26 protein-coding genes are annotated in these 24,909 nt (G+C 53.5%); 22 read left to right on the plus strand and 4 right to left on the minus strand.

Translation table 11 applies throughout. The features are described from left to right. The first annotated feature begins 42 nt into the window (after positions 1–42). The 10 genes from FDX14_RS15125 (at position 43) to hybG (ending at position 8,810) form a co-directional block, all read left to right on the plus strand. Positions 43–1,683 (plus strand): methyl-accepting chemotaxis protein, encoded by a 1,641-nt coding sequence (locus tag FDX14_RS15125; protein WP_042310974.1) that lies wholly within the window; start codon positions 43–45, stop codon positions 1,681–1,683. 85 nt (positions 1,684–1,768) lie between these two features. Continuing rightward, positions 1,769–2,056, plus strand: a complete 288-nt coding sequence (locus tag FDX14_RS15130; RefSeq protein ID WP_038633845.1) for a DUF2623 family protein — start codon at positions 1,769–1,771, stop codon at positions 2,054–2,056. Between the two features lie 190 nt (positions 2,057–2,246). Next, a complete protein-coding gene (gene hybO, locus FDX14_RS15135) occupies positions 2,247–3,365 on the plus strand; it encodes a hydrogenase 2 small subunit (RefSeq protein ID WP_003024486.1) in 1,119 nt (372 codons plus the stop codon). Between the two features lie 2 nt (positions 3,366–3,367). Next, positions 3,368–4,354, plus strand: coding sequence for a hydrogenase 2 operon protein HybA (gene hybA, locus FDX14_RS15140; RefSeq protein WP_137349765.1), 987 nt, complete (start codon positions 3,368–3,370; stop codon positions 4,352–4,354). Next, positions 4,344–5,522 carry a Ni/Fe-hydrogenase cytochrome b subunit gene (gene hybB / locus FDX14_RS15145; protein ID WP_042310972.1) on the plus strand — a complete coding sequence of 393 codons (1,179 nt, stop codon included), beginning with the start codon at positions 4,344–4,346 and terminating at the stop codon, positions 5,520–5,522. The genes hybA and hybB overlap by 11 nt, the downstream gene beginning before the upstream one ends. Then, positions 5,519–7,222 (plus strand): hydrogenase 2 large subunit, encoded by a 1,704-nt coding sequence (gene hybC, locus FDX14_RS15150; protein WP_038633838.1) that lies wholly within the window; start codon positions 5,519–5,521, stop codon positions 7,220–7,222. Before hybB ends, hybC begins: the two co-directional genes overlap by 4 nt. Then, positions 7,222–7,716: a HyaD/HybD family hydrogenase maturation endopeptidase gene (locus tag FDX14_RS15155; RefSeq protein ID WP_003024473.1), complete on the plus strand. Its 495-nt coding sequence runs from the start codon at positions 7,222–7,224 to the stop codon at positions 7,714–7,716. The genes hybC and FDX14_RS15155 overlap by 1 nt, the downstream gene beginning before the upstream one ends. Further along, a complete protein-coding gene (hybE, locus tag FDX14_RS15160; RefSeq protein ID WP_042310970.1) occupies positions 7,709–8,197 on the plus strand; it encodes a hydrogenase-2 assembly chaperone in 489 nt (162 codons plus the stop codon). Before FDX14_RS15155 ends, hybE begins: the two co-directional genes overlap by 8 nt. Further along, complete coding sequence (hypA, locus tag FDX14_RS15165; RefSeq protein WP_003828349.1) at positions 8,190–8,531, plus strand: hydrogenase maturation nickel metallochaperone HypA; 342 nt, start codon at positions 8,190–8,192, stop codon at positions 8,529–8,531. Before hybE ends, hypA begins: the two co-directional genes overlap by 8 nt. Positions 8,532–8,561: 30 nt before the next feature. Next, complete coding sequence (hybG, locus tag FDX14_RS15170) at positions 8,562–8,810, plus strand: hydrogenase maturation factor HybG (RefSeq protein ID WP_042310968.1); 249 nt, start codon at positions 8,562–8,564, stop codon at positions 8,808–8,810. Positions 8,811–8,898: 88 nt separating this feature from the next. Here hybG and yghU read toward each other — a convergent pair whose 3' ends face one another. Further along, a complete protein-coding gene (gene yghU / locus FDX14_RS15175) occupies positions 8,899–9,765 on the minus strand; it encodes a glutathione-dependent disulfide-bond oxidoreductase (protein WP_137349766.1) in 867 nt (288 codons plus the stop codon). A 218-nt stretch (positions 9,766–9,983) separates the two neighbouring features. On the opposite strand from yghU, the gene FDX14_RS15180 reads away from it, so the two are divergent. The 12 genes from FDX14_RS15180 to FDX14_RS15235 all read left to right on the plus strand — a co-directional run bounded on the left by FDX14_RS15180 (position 9,984) and on the right by FDX14_RS15235 (position 22,321). After that, positions 9,984–12,272: an FdhF/YdeP family oxidoreductase gene (locus tag FDX14_RS15180; RefSeq protein WP_137349767.1), complete on the plus strand. Its 2,289-nt coding sequence runs from the start codon at positions 9,984–9,986 to the stop codon at positions 12,270–12,272. A gap of 153 nt (positions 12,273–12,425) precedes the next feature. Beyond that, positions 12,426–14,285 carry a bifunctional glutathionylspermidine amidase/synthase gene (gss, locus tag FDX14_RS15185; RefSeq protein ID WP_079225998.1) on the plus strand — a complete coding sequence of 620 codons (1,860 nt, stop codon included), beginning with the start codon at positions 12,426–12,428 and terminating at the stop codon, positions 14,283–14,285. Positions 14,286–14,505: 220 nt separating this feature from the next. Then, positions 14,506–15,378, plus strand: a complete 873-nt coding sequence (locus FDX14_RS15190) for a ParA family protein (RefSeq protein ID WP_137349768.1) — start codon at positions 14,506–14,508, stop codon at positions 15,376–15,378. Next, positions 15,375–15,731: a hypothetical protein gene (locus tag FDX14_RS15195; protein ID WP_137349769.1), complete on the plus strand. Its 357-nt coding sequence runs from the start codon at positions 15,375–15,377 to the stop codon at positions 15,729–15,731. Before FDX14_RS15190 ends, FDX14_RS15195 begins: the two co-directional genes overlap by 4 nt. Continuing rightward, entirely contained in the window at positions 15,728–15,970 is a 243-nt protein-coding gene (locus FDX14_RS15200) for a hypothetical protein (RefSeq protein WP_137349770.1), read from the plus strand. The genes FDX14_RS15195 and FDX14_RS15200 overlap by 4 nt, the downstream gene beginning before the upstream one ends. 9 nt (positions 15,971–15,979) lie before the next feature. Next, positions 15,980–17,350, plus strand: coding sequence for an SPI-7-type island replicative DNA helicase (gene dnaB-PI / locus FDX14_RS15205; protein ID WP_137349771.1), 1,371 nt, complete (start codon positions 15,980–15,982; stop codon positions 17,348–17,350). After that, a complete protein-coding gene (locus FDX14_RS15210; RefSeq protein ID WP_137349772.1) occupies positions 17,347–19,011 on the plus strand; it encodes a ParB family protein in 1,665 nt (554 codons plus the stop codon). Before dnaB-PI ends, FDX14_RS15210 begins: the two co-directional genes overlap by 4 nt. Beyond that, positions 19,004–19,726 (plus strand): DUF2786 domain-containing protein, encoded by a 723-nt coding sequence (locus FDX14_RS15215; RefSeq protein WP_137349780.1) that lies wholly within the window; start codon positions 19,004–19,006, stop codon positions 19,724–19,726. Before FDX14_RS15210 ends, FDX14_RS15215 begins: the two co-directional genes overlap by 8 nt. After that, positions 19,723–20,148, plus strand: a complete 426-nt coding sequence (locus tag FDX14_RS15220; protein WP_137349773.1) for a hypothetical protein — start codon at positions 19,723–19,725, stop codon at positions 20,146–20,148. Before FDX14_RS15215 ends, FDX14_RS15220 begins: the two co-directional genes overlap by 4 nt. 41 nt (positions 20,149–20,189) lie before the next feature. After that, positions 20,190–20,753, plus strand: a complete 564-nt coding sequence (locus tag FDX14_RS15225; RefSeq protein WP_502704209.1) for a DUF2857 domain-containing protein — start codon at positions 20,190–20,192, stop codon at positions 20,751–20,753. Next, a complete protein-coding gene (locus tag FDX14_RS15230; RefSeq protein ID WP_116523484.1) occupies positions 20,750–20,998 on the plus strand; it encodes a ParE family toxin-like protein in 249 nt (82 codons plus the stop codon). Before FDX14_RS15225 ends, FDX14_RS15230 begins: the two co-directional genes overlap by 4 nt. 90 nt (positions 20,999–21,088) lie before the next feature. Beyond that, positions 21,089–22,321, plus strand: a complete 1,233-nt coding sequence (locus FDX14_RS15235) for an STY4528 family pathogenicity island replication protein (protein WP_137349775.1) — start codon at positions 21,089–21,091, stop codon at positions 22,319–22,321. A 356-nt stretch (positions 22,322–22,677) separates the two neighbouring features. On the opposite strand, the gene FDX14_RS25635 is transcribed toward FDX14_RS15235, so the two are convergent. Genes FDX14_RS25635 through FDX14_RS15245 form a run of 3 tightly spaced genes read right to left on the minus strand, consistent with a single transcriptional unit; the run spans position 22,678 to position 24,907 of the window. Further along, positions 22,678–22,812: a hypothetical protein gene (locus FDX14_RS25635; protein ID WP_286364581.1), complete on the minus strand. Its 135-nt coding sequence runs from the start codon at positions 22,810–22,812 to the stop codon at positions 22,678–22,680. Between the two features lie 17 nt (positions 22,813–22,829). Further along, the gene (gene pdxY, locus FDX14_RS15240) at positions 22,830–23,687 is read right to left on the minus strand and encodes a pyridoxal kinase PdxY (RefSeq protein WP_137349776.1); all 858 of its coding nucleotides are present in this window, start codon (positions 23,685–23,687) and stop codon (positions 22,830–22,832) included. An 11-nt stretch (positions 23,688–23,698) separates the two neighbouring features. Then, on the minus strand, positions 23,699–24,907 hold the full coding sequence (locus FDX14_RS15245; RefSeq protein WP_137349777.1) for an aromatic amino acid transporter: 1,209 nt from the start codon (positions 24,905–24,907) through the stop codon (positions 23,699–23,701). Between the last annotated feature and the right edge of the window lie 2 nt (positions 24,908–24,909).

Raw genomic sequence — 24,909 nt, forward strand, 5'->3', positions numbered from 1 at the left:
TCGCCTGGTGGCGAATTCCTCATCAACGGCAAGGAAATTATTATGGGTTTGCTGAAAAACTTCACTATTCGTATTGTCATGTTGGCAATACTGGGACTTTTTTGCCTGCTGTGGTCGGGCGTGGGTTTATTCAGTCTTCATTCTTTATCAAAAATATCAGAAGGGAATGATATTGACCGTCATCTCGTCCATCAGATGACTGTTCTCAGCCAGGGTAACGATCAGTATTTTCGTTTTGTGACGCGGTTAAGTCGCGCAATGGATGTCAAAATTAGCGGCGGAACGCCGGATTTTGCGCCAGCGCAACAGTCCCTGGACAATATGAGTAAAAAACTCCAGGAGATGAAAACATTGTCTCCTGGCCCCATGGATCCGGAAGTCGCCGCGGCGGTGCTGACCAAGTGGCAGGCGCTGCTGGATAACGGCGTGATCCCACAAATGCAACTGGCGCAGCAGGGCACGCTCACGGCCTTTGCGGAGCATGCCAGCACCGTTACGCCAGCCCTGAGCCGTGAATTTGGCGCCAGCGCTGAGCGTTTTAACACCACTGCGGGTGAAAGGCTCGATACCACCCGCGTTATGGTCGATGGCAAAACGTCTATCATCCGGACCCTGATTATCACCGCCGTAATCCTCGGTATTGCTCTCCTGTTCTTTACCGACCGCTACCTCGTCGCCATGATGGTGAAACCTCTGGGACGTATTCGCCAACAATTTCAACAAATTGCGCAGGGCGATCTCAGCCATTCTATTGAAGATTTTGGTCGTAACTGCGTGGGCCAACTGGTGCCGTTACTGTGCGCGATGCAGGACAGCTTGCGCGAAGCCGTGAGTACCATTCGCTCTGGTAGTGACAACATCTGGCGAGGGGCGACGGAAATTTCCACCGGTAATAACGATCTCTCCTCACGTACAGAAGAGCAGGCTGCAGCGCTGGAAGAGACCGCCGCCAGCATGGAGCAGCTGACCGCAACGGTAAAACTGAACGCCGAAAATGCGCGTGAGGCCAGCCAACTGGCCGATACGGCGACAGAAACGGCAGGTAAAGGCAGCTCGCTGGTTTCAGAAGTGGTTGAGACCATGGACGGCATTGCCGCCAGTTCTAAACAGATCGCGGAAATTACCTCTGTGATTAACAGCATTGCTTTCCAGACCAATATCCTGGCGCTTAACGCGGCGGTTGAAGCGGCCAGAGCGGGCGAGCAGGGGCGCGGTTTTGCCGTGGTTGCCGGTGAGGTGCGTAATCTTGCCAGCCGTAGCGCCGGAGCGGCAAAAGAGATTGAGACGCTGATCGGCGAATCGTCGCGTCGTGTCGATCAGGGTGCTCGTCTGGTTAAAGAGACCGGATTAACGATGGAGGCGATTCTGCGCGGCGCGACAGAAGTCACCACCATCATGAAACAAATCGCCTCTGCTTCGGAAGAACAGAACAAAGGCATCTCACAGGTAAGCGTAGCGATCACGCAGATGGACAGCGTTACGCAACAGAATGCCGCGCTTGTCGAACAGGTTTCCGCCGCGGCAGTCGCGCTGGAACGGCAAACGGAAGATCTGCAACGTTCGGTGCAACAGTTCCGTCTATCAGCTAACGACGTGCAATACACTGCCACTGCGACCGCTTCCCCTTCAGCAGAACGCAAAACCTCTGCAACAACTAAAACGGATGACTGGGTGTCGTTTTAAGCTGGCACAAAAAAGTCCCTGATACCTCTGGTCTTTGCTTAAAAAATCGCTATATAATTTATTATATAGCGATTGAGGGTTATGCATGGACAACCATTTTGGTAAAGGCCTGATGGCCGGATTAAACGCGGAAAATGCGGATAGCGCACGCTCGGTGGCGCATTTTTGCGCGGATTATAAACGCGGTTTTGTACTGGGGTTTTCACATCGAATGTTTGAAAAAACTGGCGATCGACAGCTCAGCGCGTGGGAAGCGGGCATCCTGACGCGTCGCTATGGACTGGATAAGGAGATGGTGATGGATTTCTTTAAAGAGAACCAGTCCAGTACAACAATTCGCTTTTTCATGGCCGGCTATCGGCTCGAAGCTTGATCCGAAAGGGGTATTATCTTGCTTTAATTAATTACACTATTGACCTACGCCTTCGTTTTGTTGCTCCGTCGAAGTATTATATCGCACATAACCATATAAAAAGTGTGGTAAATGGCGCGCCGATCGCAATATGCAACATGCGAATGGTGCAAAATAAAAAGCCAGGTCTTCGCAACGGAATAACTATAAAATGACTGGAGATAACTCTCTCATCAATTCGAGCGGCATCAATCGCCGCGATTTCATGAAGCTTTGTGCAGCACTGGCCGCCACCATGGGGCTCAGTAGCAAAGCCGCCGCAGAAATGGCCGAATCAGTTTCCCGCCCTCAGCGCCCACCGGTTATCTGGATTGGTGCTCAGGAGTGTACGGGTTGTACTGAATCGCTGCTTCGCGCGACACACCCTACAGTGGAAAACCTCGTCCTGGAGACAATCTCTCTGGAATACCATGAGGTACTCTCTGCCGCCTTCGGCCATCAGGTTGAAGAGAATAAACATAACGCTCTGGAGAAGTACAAAGGGCAATATGTTCTGGTTGTAGATGGTTCTATCCCACTGAAAGATAATGGTATTTACTGCATGGTTGCCGGTGAGCCGATCGTGGATCATATCCGCCGGGCCGCTGAAGGCGCAGCCGCTATCATTGCCATTGGCTCTTGCGCCGCGTGGGGTGGTGTTGCTGCCGCTGGCGTTAACCCAACGGGTGCAGTCGGCTTGCAGGAAGTTCTGCCAGGCAAAACCATCATCAACATTCCCGGCTGTCCGCCGAACCCGCATAACTTCCTGGCAACGGTCGCGCATATCATCACTTACGGTAAGCCGCCGAAGCTGGATACCAAAAACCGTCCAACATTCGCCTATGGCCGTTTGATTCACGAACATTGCGAGCGTCGCCCGCACTTCGATGCTGGCCGCTTTGCGAAAGAGTTTGGCGATGAAGGCCACCGTGAAGGCTGGTGTCTCTACCATCTGGGCTGTAAAGGACCAGAAACCTACGGCAACTGCTCAACGCTGCAATTCTGCGATGTTGGCGGCGTGTGGCCGGTGGCTATCGGTCACCCTTGCTACGGCTGTAACGAAGAAGGCGTCGGTTTCCATAAAGGTATTCACCAGCTTGCTCATGTGGAAAACCAAACCCCGCGCTCCGAGAAACCTGATGTCAACATGAAAGAAGGTGGCAATGTCTCTGCCGGCGCGATTGGGCTGCTTGGTGGCGTGGTAGGGCTGGTCGCCGGCGTCAGCGTGATGGCGGTTCGTGAACTGGGTCGTCAGCAGAAGAAAGATAACGCTGACTCACGGGGAGAATAACCGTGAACAGACGTAACTTTATTAAAGCAGCCTCCAGCGGGGCATTGCTGTTGGGCGCTGCGCCGTCCATCAGCCATGCGGCTGCAGAAAACCGTCCGCCAATCCCTGGGTCTCTTGGGATGCTCTATGACTCGACGCTATGCGTGGGCTGCCAGGCCTGTGTCACCAAGTGTCAGGACATCAACTTTCCGGCGCGTAACCCGGAAGGCGAGCAGACCTGGTCAAACAACGACAAGCTGTCGCCTTATACCAATAACATCATCCAGGTGTGGCGTAGTGGAACAGGTGTTAACAAAGACCAGGAAGAAAATGGCTACGCATACATTAAGAAACAGTGCATGCACTGTGTCGATCCGAACTGCGTCTCCGTTTGCCCGGTCTCTGCACTGAAGAAAGATCCGAAAACCGGCATCGTTCACTATGACAAAGATGTTTGCACAGGTTGCCGCTATTGCATGGTCGCCTGTCCGTACAACGTGCCTAAGTACGACTATAACAACCCGTTTGGTGCGCTTCACAAATGTGAACTGTGTAACCAGAAAGGTGTTGAGCGTCTGGATAAAGGCGGTTTACCGGGTTGTGTTGAAGTGTGTCCTGCCGGGGCGGTGATTTTTGGTACGCGTGAAGAGCTGATGGCTGAGGCGAAAAAACGTCTCGCGCTGAAGCCTGGCAGCGAATACCGCTATCCGCGTCAGACGGTGAAAGCGGGCGATACCTATCTGCATACGGTACCGAAGTACTACCCACACCTGTACGGTGAGAAGGAAGGTGGTGGTACGCAGGTTATGGTGCTGACGGGGGTTCCTTACGAAGATTTGGATCTGCCGAAACTGGATGATCTTTCAACCGGTGCGCGTTCTGAACATGTTCAACATTCCCTGTATAAGGGCATGATATTACCCCTGGCTGCGCTGGCGGGCTTAACCGTGTTGGTTCGTCGTAACACGAAAAACGACCATCACGACGGAGGAGACGATCATGAGTCATGATCCTAAACCGCTGGGCGGAAAAATAATCAGCAAACCGGTCATTATTTTTGGGCCGTTAATCGTCCTGTGTATGCTCCTGATCGTGAAACGTCTGGTCTTCGGATTGGGTTCAGTCTCCGATCTGAACGGCGGTTTCCCATGGGGTGTTTGGATCGCGTTTGACCTGTTGATTGGTACTGGCTTCGCGTGCGGCGGGTGGGCGCTGGCGTGGGCGGTGTATGTTTTCAACAGAGGGCAATACCATCCGTTGGTGCGTCCGGCGCTGCTGGCAAGCCTGTTTGGTTACTCGCTGGGTGGCCTGTCGATCACCATTGACGTCGGTCGTTACTGGAACCTGCCGTATTTCTACATTCCAGGTCACTTCAACGTGAACTCGGTATTGTTCGAAACGGCGGTCTGTATGACCATCTATATCGGCATCATGGCGCTGGAATTTGCTCCGGCTCTGTTTGAACGTCTGGGTTGGAAAGTCTCCCTCAAGCGTTTGAATAAAGTGATGTTCTTTATTATCGCTCTCGGCGCGCTGCTGCCAACCATGCACCAGTCTTCAATGGGTTCATTGATGATTTCTGCGGGTTATAAGGTGCATCCGCTATGGCAAGCGTATGAAATGTTGCCGCTTTTCTCCGTATTAACCGCTTTTATTATGGGTTTCTCGATCGTCATCTTTGAAGGCTCACTGGTACAAGCCGGTCTGAAAGGTAACGGTCCGGACGAGAAAAGCTTGTTCATCAAGCTGACGAATACCATCAGCATATTGCTGGCGATTTTCGTGGTTCTTCGCTTTGGCGAGTTAATCTATCGCGACAAACTGTCCTATGCGTTTGCAGGCGATCTTTACTCCGTAATGTTCTGGATTGAAGTCGTACTGATGGTCTTCCCGCTGGTGGTGCTGCGCGTCACTAAGCTGCGTAATGACTCACGCATGCTGTATCTGTCCGCGTTGAGCGCATTGCTGGGTTGTGCAACATGGCGTCTGTCCTATTCGCTGGTGGCGTTCAATCCTGGTGGTGGCTACCACTACTTCCCAACCTGGGAAGAACTGTTGATTTCTATTGGTTTTGTGGCTATTGAGATTTGTGCATACATCGTACTCATTCGTCTACTGCCGATACTTCCTCCTTTAAAACAAAACGATCAAAATCGTCATGAGGCGAGCAAAGCATGAGCCAGAGAATTACTATTGATCCGGTAACCCGTATTGAAGGTCATTTACGCATCGACTGCGAAATCGAAAATGGCGTGGTATCTAAAGCATGGGCTTCCGGTACCATGTGGCGCGGCATGGAAGAGATCGTGAAAAACCGCGATCCGCGCGATGCCTGGATGATTGTTCAGCGTATCTGTGGCGTTTGTACTACCACTCACGCTATCTCTTCCGTTCGTGCAGCAGAAAGCGCGCTGAATATTGATGTTCCGGTGAACGCACAGTACATCCGTAACATCATTCTGGCCGCGCACACCACGCATGACCACATTGTTCACTTCTATCAGCTCTCGGCGCTGGACTGGGTGGACATCACCTCCGCGTTGAAAGCCGATCCAGCGAAAGCGTCCGCGATGCTGAATGGTGTGTCCTCCTGGCACCTGAACAGCACGGAAGAGTTCACCAAGGTTCAGAATAAGATCAAAGATCTTGTCGCCAGCGGTCAGTTAGGTATTTTTGCCAACGGTTGCTGGGGTCACCCGGCAATGCAGCTGCCGCCGGAAGTGAACCTGATTGCTGTTGCTCACTATCTGCAGGCGCTGGAATGCCAGCGTGATGCCAACCGCGTTGTAGCGCTGTTGGGCGGTAAAACGCCGCACATCCAGAATCTGGCGGTAGGTGGAGTTGCTAACCCAATTAACCTCGACGGCCTCGGCGTGCTGAACCTTGAGCGTCTGATGTACATCAAGTCCTTCATCGACAAGCTGAGCGACTTTGTTGAGCAGGTTTACAAAGTTGATACCGCGGTTATTGCTGCGTTCTACCCTGAGTGGCTGGAACGTGGTCAGGGTGCGGTTAACTATCTGAGCGCGCCGGAATTCCCGACTGACGGTAAAAACGGCAGCTTCCTGTTCCCGGGTGGTTACATCACCAATGAAGATCTGTCGACCTATCGTCCGATCACCTCTCACTCCGATGAGTACCTGATCAAAGGGATTCAGGAGAGTGCGAAACACGCGTGGTACAAAGACGAAGCGCCGCAGGCTCCGTGGGAAGGCACAACGGTTCCGGATTACACCGGCTGGTCTGATGACGGCAAATACTCCTGGGTTAAAGCGCCGACCTTCTACGGTAAAACGGTTGAAGTGGGTCCGCTGGCCAACATGCTGTGTAAACTGGCGGCTAAACGCGAGTCTACTCATGCCAAGCTGAATGAAATCATCGCGATTTACACCAAGCTGACCGGTAAAACCATCGAAGTGTCGCAACTGCACTCAACGCTGGGCCGTATCATTGGCCGTACCGTTCACTGCTGTGAACTGCAGAACGTTCTGCAGGATCAGTACAACGCGCTGATTGTGAACATCGGCAAAGGCGACCACACCACCTTCGTGAAACCGGATATTCCGGCAACGGGCGAATTTAAAGGCGTTGGTTTCCTCGAAGCGCCGCGCGGTATGCTGTCTCACTGGATGGTGATTAAAGACGGTATTATCAGCAACTACCAGGCGGTTGTTCCGTCAACCTGGAACTCAGGCCCACGTAACTTCAACGATGAAGTCGGACCATACGAGCGCTCGTTGGTAGGCACGCCAATCGCCGATCCAAACAAACCGCTGGAAGTGGTTCGTACCATTCACTCCTTCGACCCTTGTATGTCATGTGCGGTGCATGTGGTGGACGTTGACGGGAACGAAGTGGTCTCAGTTAAGGTTCTGTAATGCGGATATTAGTCTTAGGGGTCGGCAATATTTTGCTGACCGACGAAGCTATCGGGGTGCGTATCGTTGAGGCGTTAGAGCAACGTTACATCCTGCCAGACTTTGTTGATGTTCTGGACGGTGGTACGGCTGGGATGGAGCTTCTCGGCGATATGGCGAATAGGGATCATCTGATCATTGCTGACGCCATCGTGTCGAAGAAAAACACGCCGGGAACGATGATGGTCCTGCGGGATGAAGAGATCCCGGCGCTGTTTACGAACAAAATCTCACCGCACCAGCTTGGCCTGGCCGACGTATTGTCGGCCCTGCGTTTCACCGGCGAGTTTCCGAAAAAGCTGACGTTAGTCGGTATTATTCCGGAATCGCTGGAACCGCATATTGGGCTAACGCCAACGGTTGAAGCCATGATTGAACCTGCGCTTGAGCAGGTTCTTGCCGCGCTTCGCGAATCAGGCGTTGAAGCGATCCCTCGGGAGGCGGCTCATGTCTGAGGAGTTTGTCGGTTTTCAGACGGCCCCGAAGACGCAAATTCAGGCGGCGTTTGAAGAGATTGCCCGGAGTTCGATGCACGATCTTTCCTTCCTGCATCCGAATATGCCGGTGTATGTCTCTGATTTTACGCTGTTTGAAGGTCAGTGGACGGGGTGTGTTATCACACCCTGGATGCTCAGCGCACTGATTTTCCCCGGACCGGATCAGATCTGGCCGGTGCGTAAAGTCAGCGAAAAAATCGGGTTGCGTCTGCCGTATGGCGAAATGACCTTTACCGTGGGTGAACTGGAGGGCGTATCGCAATATCTCTCTTGTTCGCTGATGTCGCCGCTTTCGCACAGCATGTCGGCACAAGAAGGTGTCCGTCTGGCTGATGATTGTGCGCGCATGCTGTTATCGCTGCCGGTGAGCGATCCGAATGCGCCGCAGCTAAATCGCCGCGCGCTGCTGCTGGGTCGTCGGAACTGCGAAAATGCATGAGCTGTCCCTTTGTCAGAGCGCGGTTGAGATTGTTCAACAGCAGGCAGAGCAGCACGGTGTCAAACGCGTAACCGGCGTTTGGTTGGAAATTGGCGCACTCTCCTGCGTTGAGGAGAGTGCCGTCCGTTTCAGTTTCGACATCGTCTGTCAGGGTACGCTGGCGCAGGGTTGTGAGCTGCATATTGATTACAAACCAGCCCAGGCGTGGTGTTGGGATTGCAGTCAGGTTGTGGAAATCACCCAGCATGATGCGCAGTGTCCACTATGTCAGGGCGATCGTCTGCGGGTTGATGCTGGCGATTCACTGAAAGTGAAAAGTATTGAAGTCGAATAACCCATAGGTTGCTATGGGGCGGAGTCAGATATGTGTATTGGAGTCCCTGGTCAGGTTCTGGCCGTTGGTGAAGATATTCACCAGCTTGCGCAGGTTGAAGTGTGCGGCATCAAACGTGATGTCAATATTGCCCTGATTTGTGAAGGTAATACGGCTGAGCTGGTCGGGCAATGGGTGCTGGTGCACGTAGGGTTCGCCATGAGCATCATTGATGAAGATGAAGCTAAAGCCACGTTAGACGCACTTCGCCGCATGGAGTACGACGTCACCAGCGCGTGATTTTATGCCGGATGGCGCAGCGCTTATCAGGCCCGCGCCTTATATGTAGGCCGGATAAGGCGTTAGCGCCGCCATCCGGCATCTTACGTTAACCCTGGCGCTTATCTTCGGTATTGGTATCGAAGTCGCTGGCGTCATGGCGTTCATGAAGCTGCTCGTTCAGCGGCCCGTTGGTACGGTTTACAATACGGCCACGCTTAACCGCCGGACGCGCTGCAATCTCTTTTGCCCAGCGTTGCACGTGCTTATAGCTTCCTGCATCAAGGAACTCTGCCGCGTCGTACACGTTGCCCAGAACCACATTGCCAAACCACGGCCAGACCGCCATATCGGCAATGGTGTATTCATCTCCGGCCACAAACTGATGCTGCGCTAATTGCTTATCCAGCACGTCGAGTAGGCGCTTGGCTTCCATTGTGAAGCGATTGATAGCGTACTCAATTTTTACCGGCGCATAGTTATAGAAGTGACCAAAACCACCGCCGAGGAAGGGGGCTGCGCCCTGTAGCCAGAACAACCAGTTCAGCGTTTCAGTGCGCTTCGCCAAATCCTGCGGCAGGAAGTAACCATATTTTTCCGCCAGATAGAGCAGGATTGCGCCAGATTCGAAAACGCGAACCGGCGGGTTTTGCGAATGATCGCGCAGTGCAGGGATCTTCGAGTTCGGATTCACCTCAACAAAGCCGCTGGAAAACTGATCGCCATCGCCAATACGGATAATCCAGGCATCGTATTCCGCGCCCTTGACGCCCTGCGCCAGCAGCTCCTCCAGCATAATCGTTACTTTCTGCCCGTTTGGCGTACCCAGCGAATAGAGCTGCAGCGGATGTTTGCCGACTGGCAGCGTTTTCTCATGGGTGGCACCGGATATTGGGCGGTTGATATTGGCGAATGCGCCGCCGTTCGATTTTTCCCACGTCCAGACTTTCGCGGGCTGATAGGTATTGTCTGACATGTTGACCTGCCTTCTGAGTGGTTGTGTTGATGCAGTGTAGCAGTTAGGTAGAACTCAATTTAACAGATTGGGACTTTATGTCGCTTTGTGCTGAAAGGGGAAGATAAATCTAACCCGTTCATTGTAGCCGGGCCGTACTCCATGAAGAGGAAATCAATGTTGGACGGAAATTGCTACCGTATTCACCATCAAAAATTGGCGGTGAATAAGCAGTAATAATGAAAAATGGTGTTCCAGGAGTAAGCGATTATCAGGGCCCGGCGGGTGGGTGGGGCGCGGTAAAAGCCGTCACTGCTTCGGTATTTTCGCAAAAGGCTGTCGCACGCGACATTATCGCGATGTTCAAAATGAACCAGGTGAAAGGGTTCGATTGTCCGGGCTGTGCGTGGCCGGACCCAGGGCATCGTGCGCCAATGGAGTTGTGCGAGAATGGCGTGAAGGCGGTCTCCTGGGAGACAACCAGCAAGAAAGCGTCACCGGAATTTTTCAGCCGTCATCCGGTTTCTACGCTCTGGCACTATAGCGATTATGAACTGGAAAACATTGGTCGTTTGACGCATCCAATGAAATACGATGCAGCGTCAGACACCTGGCAGGCAGTGGATTGGGATATCGCCTTCCACGAGATCGGTGAGCGCTTGCGCAGCTATGATTCTGCGGAACAAGTTGAGTTTTACACTTCCGGCAGAACCTCAAATGAGGCGGCATTTCTGTATCAACTGTTTGCCCGCGAATACGGCAGCAGTAACTTCCCTGATTGCTCTAACATGTGCCACGGGCCGACCAGCGCAGGGTTAACACCAGCCATTGGCCTTGGGAAAGGGACCGTTGAACTGGACGACTTTGACCACTGCGATCTGGTGATTTGTATCGGGCATAACCCGGGCACTAACCATCCACGCATGCTGACCACCTTACGCGACGTTGCCAAACGTGGGGCCAAAATTATCTCCATCAACCCGCTGAACGAAAGGGGGCTTGAGCGCTTTAGCTTCCCGCAAAGCCCAAAAGAGATGTTCGGCGGCCAGGCCACGGAGCTAAGCAGCGATTACTATCAGGTTAAAATAGGCGGTGACGCTTCGCTGCTCAAAGGCATAATGAAAGCGCTGATCGAAATGGACGAAGCGCGGATCTTACTGGATCAACAGCCCTGCCTCGATCATGCTTTTATTCATGAGCATACCGAGGGCTATTCGACGCTGTATGACGATTTACGCCAGTGTAGCTGGGCAAAACTGGAACAGGATTCCGGACTGACGCGCAGTCAGATGGAGGACCTCGCACACAGCTACAACAAATCCCGCGCCACCATTATTTGTTACGGGTTGGGGATCACCCAGCATAAAAACGGCACTGAGAACGTTCAGCAACTGGTAAACCTGCTGTTGCTGAAAGGCAATATGGGTAAGCCCGGCGCGGGGATCTGCCCGTTGCGCGGTCATTCTAACGTGCAGGGCGATCGTTCTGTGGGGATCAACGAAGCGGCGCCCGAAGAGTTCCTGCAACGCCTTGAGTCGCATTTCGCTATCAGCGTGACGCGTAAGCATGGCCGCTCCAGCGTGGAGAGCATTCGTGCCATCGAACGGGGAGAGGCAAAAGCGCTCATTTGCATGGGCGGTAATCTGGCGGTGGCGATGCCGCAGCCGCAGCGTACTTTTGCGGCGATGAAAAGTCTGGATCTGCAGGTCCATGTGGCGACCAAACTGAACAGATCGCATCTGCTGCTGGCAAAGCATAACTACCTGCTACCTGCATTAGGCCGAACGGAGCGCGACATGCAGGCGACGGGGATCCAGTCGGTGACCGTCGAAGACTCGATGTCGATGGTTCACGCCTCCTGCGGCGCGCTGAAACCGGCTTCCCGCTGGCTAAAATCGGAACCCGCGATTGTGGCGGGCATGGCTCGTGCCACGCTACCGCTTTCGCCGATCAACTGGGAAGCGTTAACCGGAGACTACGCGTTGATTCGTGACGCCATTGAAGCCGTGATCCCGGCATTCCACGATTACAACGCACGTATTGCCGAGCCGGGCGGATTTCGCATGGATACGCCTGCTTCGCGCCGTGAATGGCGAACGCCGAATGGTAAAGCCAACTTTATCGTCAGTCATCAGCAAGCGGTGGAGCGGGAAAACCAACCTGCGGATGCGTTAGTTTTGGCGACGCTGCGCAGCCACGATCAGTACAACACCACTATCTATGGTATGAACGATCGCTATCGTGGCATTACCGGTCGGCGTGATGTGGTGTTTTTAAGCGCCGAAGAAGCGGCGGCTCGCGGTCTGAGCCAGGGAGATGTGGTCAACGTTCAGGCGCTGGACGACAACGGCCAGCCCTGTGCGGAACGTGTTATGCACGGTTTAACGGTGGTGATTTACAACATGGCGGCAGGCTCTGTTGGCGCTTATCTGCCTGAAGCGAATGTCCTGCTTTCGCTGGATGCGGTAGACACACAAAGTTTGACTCCGGCGTATAAAAGTGTACCGGTCACCCTGACAAAAGCGTAGTTCCTGCTGTGAATTTTTCGCCTCTGAGCGCCAGCCGCTGCGTTGAGGTGTATGATGATGTCGACCTCTGTCCGGTTAGTGTCGCAGAGCAGGCAATCAGAGCGAAAAATTCACGCCAACCTGCTCAGGCTGTATTGTTTTGAGGTAAGGTGCATGAGCAAAGGAACGACCAGTCAGGATGCCCCATTCGGGACATTATTGGGCTACGCCCCAGGTGGCGTAGCAATCTACTCTTCAGATTACAGCTCCCTCGACCCACGGGACTACGACGATGATGCGGCATTTCGCAGCTATATCGACGACGAATATATGGGCCACAAATGGCAGTGCGTAGAGTTTGCCCGCCGTTTTCTCTTCCTGAACTATGGCATGGTCTTCACCGATGTGGGCATGGCATGGGAGATCTTCTCCTTACGCTTCCTGCGCGAAGTGGTGAATGACAATATCCTGCCGTTACAGGCATTTCCGAATGGTTCACCCCGTGCGCCAGTTGCAGGTGCTCTGCTGATCTGGCAGAAAGGCGGCGAATTTAAAGACACCGGCCATGTGGCGGTAGTCACCCAATTGCTGGAAAACAAAATCCGCATTGCCGAACAGAACGTGATCCACACGCCGCTGCCTCCCGGACAGCAGTGGACCCGCGAACTGGAAATGGTGGTTGAAAACGGTTGTTACACCCTGCGTGATACCTTTGACGACACCACCATTCTTGGTTGGATGATCCAGACCGATGATACCCGTTACAGCCTGCCGCAGCCGGAGATCGCTACTGACTCACTAAAAATTGGCGGCGCGCGACTGGAAGATAACGGGCAGTTTGACGGTAAATGGCTGGATGAACAGGATCCGCTGCAAAAAGCCTACGTGCTGGCGAACGGCCACGTCATTAATCAGGATCCGCATCAGTACTTCACCATTACCGAGAGTGCGGAGCAGGAGCTGATTAAAGCCACCAACGAACTGCACCTGATGTATCTGCACGCGACCGACAAAGTGCTGAAAGACGACAATCTGCTGGCGCTGTTCGACATCCCGAAAATCCTCTGGCCGCGGCTGCGTCTTTCCTGGCAGCGTCGTCGGCATCATATGATCACCGGGCGTATGGATTTCTGTATGGATGAACGCGGACTGAAGGTGTATGAGTACAACGCCGATTCCGCATCCTGTCATACCGAAGCCGGTTTGATCCTCGAAAGATGGGCCGAGCGGGGCTACACAGGACAGGGACATAATCCGGCTGAAGGATTGATCAACGAACTGGCTGGTGCCTGGAAACATAGCCGCGCGCGTCCTTTTGTCCACATCATGCAGGATAAGGATATTGAGGAAAACTACCACGCGCAGTTTATGCAGCAGGCGCTGCGTCAGGCCGGGTTTGACAGCAAAATTCTGCGTGGCCTCGATGAGCTACGTTGGGATGACGCCGGTCAGTTGATTGACGGCGATGGTCGCCTGGTGAACTGCGTCTGGAAAACCTGGGCGTGGGAAACCGCGATAGAGCAGGTGCGAGAGGTCAGCGAAACGGAGTATGCCGCAGTGCCCATCCGTACCGGGCATACCAATCAGGAAGTGCGTTTGATAGACGTGCTACTACGCCCGGAAGTGCTGGTCTTCGAGCCTCTGTGGACGGTGATCCCTGGCAACAAAGCGATTCTGCCGATCCTGTGGCAATTATTCCCGCACCACCGCTATCTGCTTGATACGGATTTCACTGTTAATGAAGAGCTGGCACAAACCGGTTATGCGGTGAAACCTATTGCAGGACGTTGTGGCAGCAACATCGATCTGGTGAGTCATCAGGAAGAGCTCCTGGATAAAACCAGCGGTAAGTTCGCCGAGCAGAAGAACATTTATCAGCAGCTTTGGTGTTTGCCGAAGGTTGCCGGTAAATATATTCAGGTTTGTACCTTCACCGTAGGCGGTAACTACGGCGGTACCTGTCTGCGCGGCGACGAGTCGCTGGTAATTAAAAAAGAGAGCGATATCGAGCCGCTGATTGTGGTGAAGGAATAATTGAGAACCCCTGTGGTGGTGATGTTGCTATCACGGGGTTATTTGATGGGGATAATTTTAGAAATACCCCAAAGCAAAAACCCGCCTTTTGGGCGGGTTCTTTAAATAGTGGTGCCCGGACTCGGAATCGAACCAAGGACACGGGGATTTTCAATCCCTTCGCAGGTGTTAATCGGATGTAAAAGAGCGTTTGTACGTTACATGAGTGAACGTACAAACTATGAAAATTTTACCCGTTATTTCCCCAAAAGGCGGTGAAGGTAAATCGACTTTCGCTGCTTACCTCGCCGGTTTCCTTGCCGATGCCGGGGTAAAGACACTTCTTATTGATGCAGACTGGACTCAGCCGACGGCCAGCAGCATTTTCGCTCTTAATAAAGAAGCGCCGTTCGGACTGTATGAGCTTCTCATGCAGACGATCCCCGACCCAGTTCAGGCTATTTCTCAGACCTCAATTGATAATCTGGACCTTATTTATTCAAACGATCCGGATGAACTTCTGCCGACAGCGATGCTACACGCGGCAGACGGTCGTATCCGCTTAAGGAATATTCTTCAGCATCCTGCCTTTGCCCGCTACGGGGCAATTATTATCGACTCCAAAGGTGCTACCGGGGTGATGACTGAGCTTTCCATACTTGCGTCAACCGGCCGCGTCATGGGCGTTGTGAAACCCATACTTCCCGACGTTCGCGAGTTTATTCGCGGTTCCCTGCATATGTTTTCCCGCCTCAAAACCTACGAAAATTACGGTATACACCTGCCCGACATTTCTATTCTTGTGAACTGTTTCGAAAATACGCTTCTTGACCGGGAGGCGATGGACAGTCTCTCAAAAATTATCAGCGAGAAGCTGTATGACAGCAGTGTATTGGGAGAGCGAAATATGTTCAGTCTGCTCGATACCTGTATCGAGCAACTGGATATCTTCAAACTGGGCCATGTTAAGTCACAGCCTGTTCACCGGCTTGAATATAAAACCCGGCGTAAGGGACCTGCAGCGGCAGATACCATACACAGCCTTGCCTGCGAGTTGTTTCCTGAGTGGAAAGCGCTCTTTGATGACGTTATCTCCCGGGAGGTTCGCGTATGAATCGTAATCAAATTTGGCGTGTCGTTGCTTATTCCACTGATACATACAAGGGGCATGAAGAGGTTCATGTGTTTGTTGATGCTCCTGATTACGAAACAGCAAATGAGCGTATTTACGAGCATCTGGCTGAGGAATGGGGTCTTCCGAGGGGGGTTATTGATATATACAACCTGTGGAATGAATCAGAACTTCGCGATATGTCCACAGGAGCACAAATGCCAGCCGGGCTGCCATTGCTGGAGTCTGGAGGAGGGAACGGAGAGGTGTATTACGATCGGGAGCCTTTGATTCTGGTTGCGTCTGCCCGTCTGCGTAAAGTTCTGGAGTGTGCGCTGCAGGAGGTGCCGGCATGAGCAACATGACTATCAATGCCATTCTGACGCAGCTTCCGGAGCGACAGCCTTATGACGATAAGCTCGTTGGTACTGAACCCGCAACCTGTGTTGGATGCGGTTGTACAGACAATAACGCCTGCGTGAACGAATACCGTGAAACCTGCTACTGGATTAAGGTGAATCGCGAAACAGGGCTGGGGGTTTGTTCTTGTTGCCCTGAGTTCCTGAGCCACCCTTGTACACCAGATTTCGACTGAGGAGGGGTTATGGACAATACAAATATGCCTCACTCGGCAGAAGCAGAGCAGGCCGTTCTGGGTGGGTTAATGCTGGATAACGACCGCTGGGATGAAGTGGTTTTATTGCTGGCACCGGATGATTTCTTTGTGGGCTGGCACCGCGCCATTTACCGGGCAATGGCCGAGCTGGTCGGTGAAAGCCTGCCGCTGGATCTGATTACGCTCTCTGACCGGATGGAGAATGCAGGTTTGCTGGAGCGGGTTGGCGGCTTTGCTTATCTGGCTGAGTTGAGTAAGAACACGCCATCGGCCGCCAATATTCTGGCATATGCAGGGGTGGTGGCGGAAAAAAGCCGACTTCGCAAGCTGCAGAATGTCGGCAATATGCTGGTCGCTGACGTGCAGGCGTTGAATGCGCGTTCTTCTGACGTTCTGGAGATAGCTGAGAACCAGCTGTTCTGCATTGCTGAGCAGGGCATGCTGCAGGCAGGTACTGAAACCGTTATAAACGATGCCATGGACGCGCTGGTCAGCCGGCTTGAAGCCATGATGGCGCTGGACGGTCTGACCGGTACGCCAACCGGTTTCAGCCAGCTGGACGAAATGACCTGTGGCCTGCAGCCGGGCGATCTGGTTTTGCTGGCGGCCCGGCCCTCAATGGGGAAAACCGCTCTGGCGCTGGCAACCTGTGCCGCTGCGGTACGGGGAAAACCGGATGATTACGTTTTCGTCTACAGCATGGAAATGCCGGAAGAACAGCTCTCCATGCGTCTGATGTCGATGGAAGGGCGGGTCGAACTCAGCAGGCTTCGTAGCGCGTCACTGGGCGATGAAGAATGGGCCCGCCTTTCACAGGCCATGAAGGAGATTATTCAGTGGAATAATCGTCTGATCATTGATGACACAAGCTATCAGACACCGGCAACCTTACGCGCCCGTACCCGCCGCTATGTCCGTAAGTACGGCAATCCCTCCCTCATTATGGTCGACTACCTGCAACTGATCCGCTCTCCTGAGCAGGAAAACCGGACTCAGGAGATTGCCGAGATATCGCGTTCCCTGAAGGCGATGGGCAAGGAGTTCGGGTGTCCTGTACTGGCGCTTTCTCAGCTCAATCGTCAGGTGGAGCAGCGGGCGGATAAACGGCCCAATAACGGCGATCTGCGTGATTCGGGGGCGCTCGAACAGGATGCCGACCTCATTATGTTTATCTATCGGGATGAGGTGTATAACCCGGGCACCATGACGCCGGGTGTGGCGGAAGTCATTATCGGTAAGCAGCGGCAGGGACCAACCGGAACGGTGAAAGTGCAGTTTGACGGTCGCTATACGCTTTTTTCCGAATATCAGGAAGGGGGATATGACCTCGGGTACCACAGGACAGGAGGTCGGGTATGAGCCGTAACCGCACGAATATTGGGGCATCTATGCTCCAGCCGGGCCGCAGGACCTCAGGGAACGTTGAGAGTACACCGGTGGTTGAAATGCCAATGGTTCTGACGATTGAGCAACTGGCACCAAACCCGGATAACCCCCGAACATCGCGTAATCCACGCTATGACGAGATAAAGGCGTCAATTAAGGCCCGCGGGCTGGATACGGTGCCGAAAGTCACCCGCGATCCGGATGGTGACCCGAATAAATATATTTTCAGTGATGGCGGCAACACCCGTTATCAGATACTGACAGAACTGTGGCATGAAACGGGGGAAGAGCGGTTTTTCCGCATCCATGTGCTCGTGAAGCCCTGGCCCGGGCGGCTCCAGTGTGTGATTGGTCATCTCGCGGAGAATGAGGTTCGTGGCGATCTGTCCTTTATTGAAAAGGCTAGGGGGATCCATAAGGCGCGAATTATCTATGAAGAACAACTGGATAAACCGGTTTCGATGCGGGAGTTGTCAAAGTTACTGACTGAGCAGGGATTACCGATTGATGCCTCAAGTATCAGCCGTATGGAAAGTGCACTCACCCACTTATATCCCTGGATGCCGGATCTTCTTGAATCCGGGCTTGGCGCTCCACAAATCAGGCTATTGCTTGCCTTGCGCCAGGATGCGGAGAAAGTCTGGGATCAGTTTTGCCTTCTGTCTGAACGAAGCGATAAATGCTTTACCGATGTATTTGGTGAATGCTGCCGCAAGTTCAATTCCCCTGAATTGTGGTCGCCGGAAATGTTCCGCGATGAATTTATTGGTGATCTGCTGCTGGCGCTGCCGCATCCGGAACTGAATTATGACCGCTGGGTGATGGAACTGGATCCCGGCGAGCGTAACCGGCGCTATCACTTTGGCGAACCAGAAGAGGCTACCCGTCCTCAGGGAGTGGTGCCATCACCGTTCACTAACGGCATTCAGGATACTGCACCCGAGCCTGATTTTGCCCTGCCGAAAGCACTAACTGAGTCGCCACCTACCACGCCAGCGGTTACGGAGGAATGGCCGCAGCAGGATGAAAATTTACGGGTATCGCCAGAGGACAATAAAGAGGCACCTTTGTCTCTTCCGCGCACAGAGGTACAGCCCGATATGTACGGCGGTTCCCCGGTTATTTCGGGTGACGGCATGGGGCCGGGGCTTTCTCCGGACAATGATGAGACGCTTATCTCCATGCTGGCGCCGGGGCTGGAGGATGAGGGCGAGGCCCTGCATCCGGCCTGCCACATTGCCGGAGATGCGATCTGGTCTGTTCCAGCTTATCAGGACGATATCGAACATCTGCAGAATATGGCTTTCATCATGGCGTGGGAGCTGGGTGAAAAACTGGGATGTGAAGATGAAATTCTGCCAGATCGCACCAGCAGTTTGTCGTCTGGCTACTGTGCCGCAGGTGATAACTGCACTGCGCCGGCCGCCTTCCTTTTGTCCCTGGCCGGGTGTTGTCCGGCGCATTGTCCGGCAACCGGGATGGATGCTGTGCTGATTGGCGGTTCTGCACAGCAGGATGTGCCGGTTCTTGATGATGAAAATGCCATAAAACTGCTGAGACTGATGCGTGTCATGCGCCGCCTGCGGGAGCTGCAGCGTGGCGTAACCGTAGTGGAGGAGGATCATGATGAATAATGACAAACGCCAAGAACGGCTGGTCAGTCTGGTCAGGAAACTGCTGGAACTGAGCCGAAGCAACAGCAATGCCCATGAAGCCGGGCTGGCGCTTTCAAGGGCGCAGCGCCTGATGGAAAAATATGACATCAGTGAGATGGACGCCACTCTCTCATCCGTTCGTGAAGTTGCTTCTCAGAGTGCACCATCAGAAGCCGAAAAGGTGCCTGAGTGGATGACCCGTCTGGCATGGGCAGTTGGTCATGCCTTTGGCTGTCGGCCTTACTTCTCATGGCGTAATACATCATCGGGCGAGTGTCGACGGACCGTGACATTTTACGGTTTCAGTGAACGGCCAGCCGTGGCGGCTTATGCCTTTGACGTGTTGACCCGTCAGTTGAAAGATGCCACTGCGGTATACCTGAAAACCCAGAGTAAGAAGCTGAAGCTGACGACACGCCGAAACCGGGCAGAGCTTTTTCGTGCCGGGTGGGTTGAAGGAATGCGCCGCGTCATCACGGTTTTCCGGGTTACAGAACAGGAAACGCAACTGATGACCCGCTGGATAGATAACCAGAATATGAAGACGGCGACCATCCGGGAACTGAAAAGCTGCCGTGGAGGTGATATTGCACGGCACCGGGGCTATGAGGCGGGTAAGAGCGCCAGGTTGCATCATGGTGTTGAAGGTGAAAATGTTGCTGCCATTGGTTACCGGGAGGAGCATACATCATGACGAAACATCAACGGATGTTGCTGTCGGGCACCTCCCATTGTCTGTGGTGCGGCGTGGTACTGGGGCTGCTGGCCGCAGATATGTATCCCGGTGTCGTTCCGGCATTTTCTGCCCCCGTTTTACGGGGACTGGCTGTTGCCAGCCTCTTTTCTGCGCTGCTGTGGATGATAGTGAGTTACTGGAAGGACATTTCCTGGACGTATATCTGGGGGGCGATGCTCCTGCCTCCGCTGGCTACATTACTCCTCTGTCATGTGGGCTGGCTGGGTTACAGCTTTATTTTCTGGCAATGGGACTACGATTTTTCTCTCTTCATCCGGGAGGCGGTTTTTCCAGTTGTTTTCCTTGTGTGGGGGGCATGTAGCTTCTTAATTGTCCCGCTTATCTTTCTGTTTATCTTGTCTCCCGGAGGTGTTGAGTGACTAATTCCGGTGGTTTATCTCAGGCTGCAAACGGGCTGCTGATGCAGCTGGTGATGGATCTGAAAAGTGGCTATCTCCGCCGCTGTGAGTCGCTTGGGATCAAGCGTGAAGAGATGCAGATGCTGCAGGGGCTCTCCCTTGAGGAGCTGCATTATCTCGCGAACAGCGAAGTTTCTGTGGTCAGCGTCAGCATCGATCACAGCAATCTGGTCAGCATGCTGCAGCGGGCCAGAATGGAGCAAAAGCGCATGCAACGCATCGACCGGGCGCTGGCGCTGGGCAGTTCCATAGAGCTGATGCAGACGTTTTTCGGGCTTTCCAGTACGGATGTGGCGGCCCGTCGCAGGATTGCCGGTATTGAAGCCCGATCCGGACGTGGCAATACGCTCGGGGATGAAGACAATGCGGAAATCTGGCGGCTGTGGCAGAAATCAGGCGTTGAAGAGGCGGAAAGCCCGGACGGGCTTGATGTCATGATGCTGGCCGCAGAGCAACTGAATATCCCCCTTACCTCAGTCTGGCATGCTGTGAAAGGATGGCACAGAACCACACCCCGTCGCTCTGTGGGGCAGTCCCCGAAACCCTCAGCGAGGAAGCGTGCATGAGGATGAAAAACGTGGGCCCCGGTCTGTGGGCTTCCCCCGGAGTACCATCGCAATGTTGCCGTAAAGCCCTACGGCTGGTCAGTGAGTTTCATCATGGCGATCGTCATTATACCCGGCTTGAGGACCGGGGCTGTGGATACGTTAAGATCAATATTGGTCCGTTCTGGCGTCTGCTCAGTCGTAACGGGGGCAGAACCTGGTTACTACTGAGCCACGGGCGGTACAACTCAGCGATCCGCAAATAGTGTGTTTATCCTGCATCTGCACGCGGATGCAGGCATAAGCTTACTGACAGAACAGAATGGCCTGATGGGATCCATCATAAGGAAGAGGATATGACGCTGCCTGCGGACAGCCTGATAGCGTTTACGCTGGAAAAAATGAATGCCCGTCTGGCGGCTAATCCGCTGCGCAATGACGGACGGGTACGCAGCGGCCTGCTGTTTACGGGGAACGTGCATGATGCCATCCCCCGAAGGCTGTTGCTGGATCCGCGGCTTTCCCCCCTTGATAAGATGGGCTGGATGATGATCCGCCTGTATGCGCAGAATAATGAAGGCGCGATATTCCCCAGTTATGATGAGCTGCAGCTGCAACTGGCTTCCCCGGGTAAAGGTAAAGCCTCCCGTGAAACCGTCAGCCGGGTGTTGCTGATGCTACGAATAACCGGCTGGCTCAGCCTGTGTAAGCGGGTCCGCGACGATAAAGGGCGGGTTCGCGGTAATATCTATGCGCAGCATGACGAGCCCCTGACTTTCCGGGATGCAGAATCACTGGATCCGCGTTTTCTCGATGTTGTTGCCGATGCCTGCCTGAGTAAAAACCGGACGGTCAGTCAGACCGCCCGGGATGTGCTGGACGAGATTAAAACCGATCCCACAATGCGGCACTACCATAGCCACCTGTCTCTTCTTGAAAACCGCCTGGGTCGGCCACAAAATGCCGATCAGTTAGCCACGCGGCAGCATCCTTCATTATTAACCCCGGAACAGGGTTCGGGATCCGAACTCAGTGTAAATAGAACAATAAATGACCATCACGAACTAAGTACGGAAACCGAACTCAGTCAGAATCAGGTGCGAATAATACAGAGTTCGGATTCCGAACTGCCAGTAAAATCAGGGGATTATGACAGAGTTCGGAAACCGAACCATTACGTACGTAGTTTCACACACAGTGTGAATAAAAAAACGTACGTGGACAATCCGGTTGTGTTGCCCGATGCGCTGAAAGCCGTGGTGTCGCAGGAAGACCAGGCGATGCTGATTCGCCAGCTTCAGGCTCTTCCTGAAGAGCAGGCACAACAGGTTCTGTTTGCCCTGCAGAATCTGATGGCCAGGCAGAGAGTGGACAATCCGCTTGGCTGGATGCTGGCGGTGATGAAAAAAGCCCGGGAGGGGACTTTCAGACCCGTTAAGCAACCGCAATCGGTTCAGCCGGAGACTCAGACGCGACCATGCCGACCTGAACAACAGCCTTTTTCCGCGCCTCCGCGGCCTGTGGTAGCTTCTGAAGAGCAGGTCAGGAATTACGTTAACAGCCTCCGGGAACAACTGAGAAAGAGGTGATTAAAAAGTATACGGTGTTGGCACTGCCAACAGTGGCTAAAAAGTGTACGGCATTGGCTCGGGAACTTTATGATAAGTGCTCAACTGCCAGTTATGCGGCATTACTTGCCACTGTTGAGTATCGTATCTGGGTTTTTCGTGTAGGATAAGCACAGCCAGTTGCCTGACTGTGCTTATCCTAAGAACGGAACACTGCAACTGGTTTTAAGATTTGTCGGTGCTGACTAAAATAGCGCTGATGTTTCAAATTGAGGATTGTTATTATGTTGTTCTGGAAAAAGATGGTGAAGAAGTTCGACGCCTTTTCCGCGTTGATCCCACCACGCTACTTCCGTGTGTAATGTCAGGCAGGCCTGTCAGAGACAGGCCTGAGTGTTGCTCCCCACTTTCTTCTTACGCAGCCCACACGCTCTTAACACCACTACCCGTATGCGAAGCCACGCAAAGCGACAGACCAGTGGGTGCTGGATCCGCAGCAATGTCAGAAACATAGCACCTCCTTGCGGCGCTACAGCACCTTTGCCTGATAGCGAATCTGCGGGTCCATTATCTGGTGACGCGCGTCTATCAGCCGCAGTTCATACGCCCCGCGCTCTTTGGTCAGCCGCATCACCGCATCGACAATACTGGTGGTCCGCTCCAGCGCCTGCTTGTCCTCAAAACCGTTGAGCAATGAGGCCAGCATCGCGCTACAAATCAGATCCCCAACGCCCACCGGCATTTTGGCAAAGCTATACAGCGGCCGGGCGATGTGTAACGTCTGTTCCGCCGTCACCAGCAGCATTTCAAACGCCTGTTTGTCACGCGAGCAGTCGCCGAGATGCTTCACCAGCACCTTCTTTACGCCCCACGACACCAACCGCCGCGCCGCTTCCACCACCTCGTCAAAACTACGCAGTTGTCTGCCCGTCAGCACACCCAGCTCATAGAGATTCGGTCCCATCATGTCGGCCAGTTGAATGGCGTCATCGACAAAAAAGGACTCCACGCCCTGCGCGACAATACAGCCTTTTTGCGGGTCGCCCATTACCGGATCGCAAAAATAGAGCGCCTGCGGATTACGCTGACGAATGGTGGTGACCGCGTGCTTCACCTCTTCACAATGGCGTTTATCTCCAAGATACCCGGACAATACGGCATCGCATTGCGCCAGCTTTTGCAGGTCATCCAGCCCGCTGATGATGGCGCTCAACTCACCGTACGGCATCGCCATGCCCTGCCACATCCCGTACTGGGTGTGGTTGGAAAACTGTACGGTGTAAAACGGCCAGACATCGATCCCCGAAAGCTGCATCGGCAACACGGCGGCTTTATTTCCGGCATAGCCATAAACGACAGACGACTGAACAGACAACACGTTTTTCATTTTGACTCCGTCTAACGAAACGTTGGTAGCAGACCAAATACGTCCAGAACAACCGTCAGATAAACAACCGCCCCACAGACAATCACCAGGTTGAGCACGGTGTTATTACACGGCGCGGTATAGCTGGCGGTCGGAAAACGTTTCCGCGCCGCTTTCACCAGGAACGGCGGCAGGATCACGCTCCAGATGGTAAAGGCCAGACCGGCGTAACCAATCGCGTGCACAAAACCGTTCGGGAAGAAGAAGCACACGGCGGCTGGCGGGAAGTAGGTCACCAGCGCGGTTTTCAGGCGGCCCATGCCGTCATCCGGGAAGTGAAACAGATCGGCGATGTAATCGAACAGGCCAAGTGTCGCCGCCAGCAGTGAACTGGCTACCGCGAAGTTGCCGAAGAAGGTCAGGATCAGATCCATATAACGGCTGGTGAACAGCCCGCTAATGGCCCCGACAAACACGTCGATATTGCCGCCTTTGGCGATAATTGGCGGGAACGAGGAACGACTAATGTTGCCCATCGTAACGCCCAGCCAGAAGATATACAGCAGCAGGGCAAACAGTGTGCCGATAATAATCGAACGCGTAATATTCGAGATCCCGCACTTGCCATACAGCTTGACCAGGCTCGGCACGTTACCGTGAAAACCAAACGAGATAATGCAGAACGGCAGCGTCATCAGGATATACGGCAGGTATTGCGAATTGGGCAGCGCCACCGCCATGCTGTCGACAAGTTTTGCCACTTCGATATGACCAACCAGGCCGGAGAAGGTGGCAAAGAACGCGATAAACTTACCGATAATCAAAACGGTAGTAATACGTCCAACCAGCAGGGAACTGTACCAGGCAATCGCCCCGACCAGCATACTGACAATCACCACCGAGATATTCGCCGGAAAGCGCACGCCGCTGTATTTGAACACGGTTTGCGCCATCACCGCCGACGAACCGGAGATATAGGCATAGGTCAGAATATACAGCACAAAGCCGAAAGCGATACCGACAACAATATTCCACTTTCGGCCTAATAAATCCTGCGTAAAGGTATTAAAACTGGCACCGGCACCATAATGCAGGTTAACTTCGACCAGCATCAGACCGGTTAATAACATCATGATGGCGATAAAGAGAAGAATAACAGAAGCTCCGGGGAACCATACGCCGGCCATCGCAATCGGCAGGGAAAACATTCCTCCACCCACTACGGTCGCGATAACCAACATGG

Source organism: Citrobacter sp. wls710 (assembly GCF_005281115.1).
Classification (GTDB): Bacteria; Pseudomonadota; Gammaproteobacteria; order Enterobacterales; family Enterobacteriaceae; genus Citrobacter; species Citrobacter werkmanii.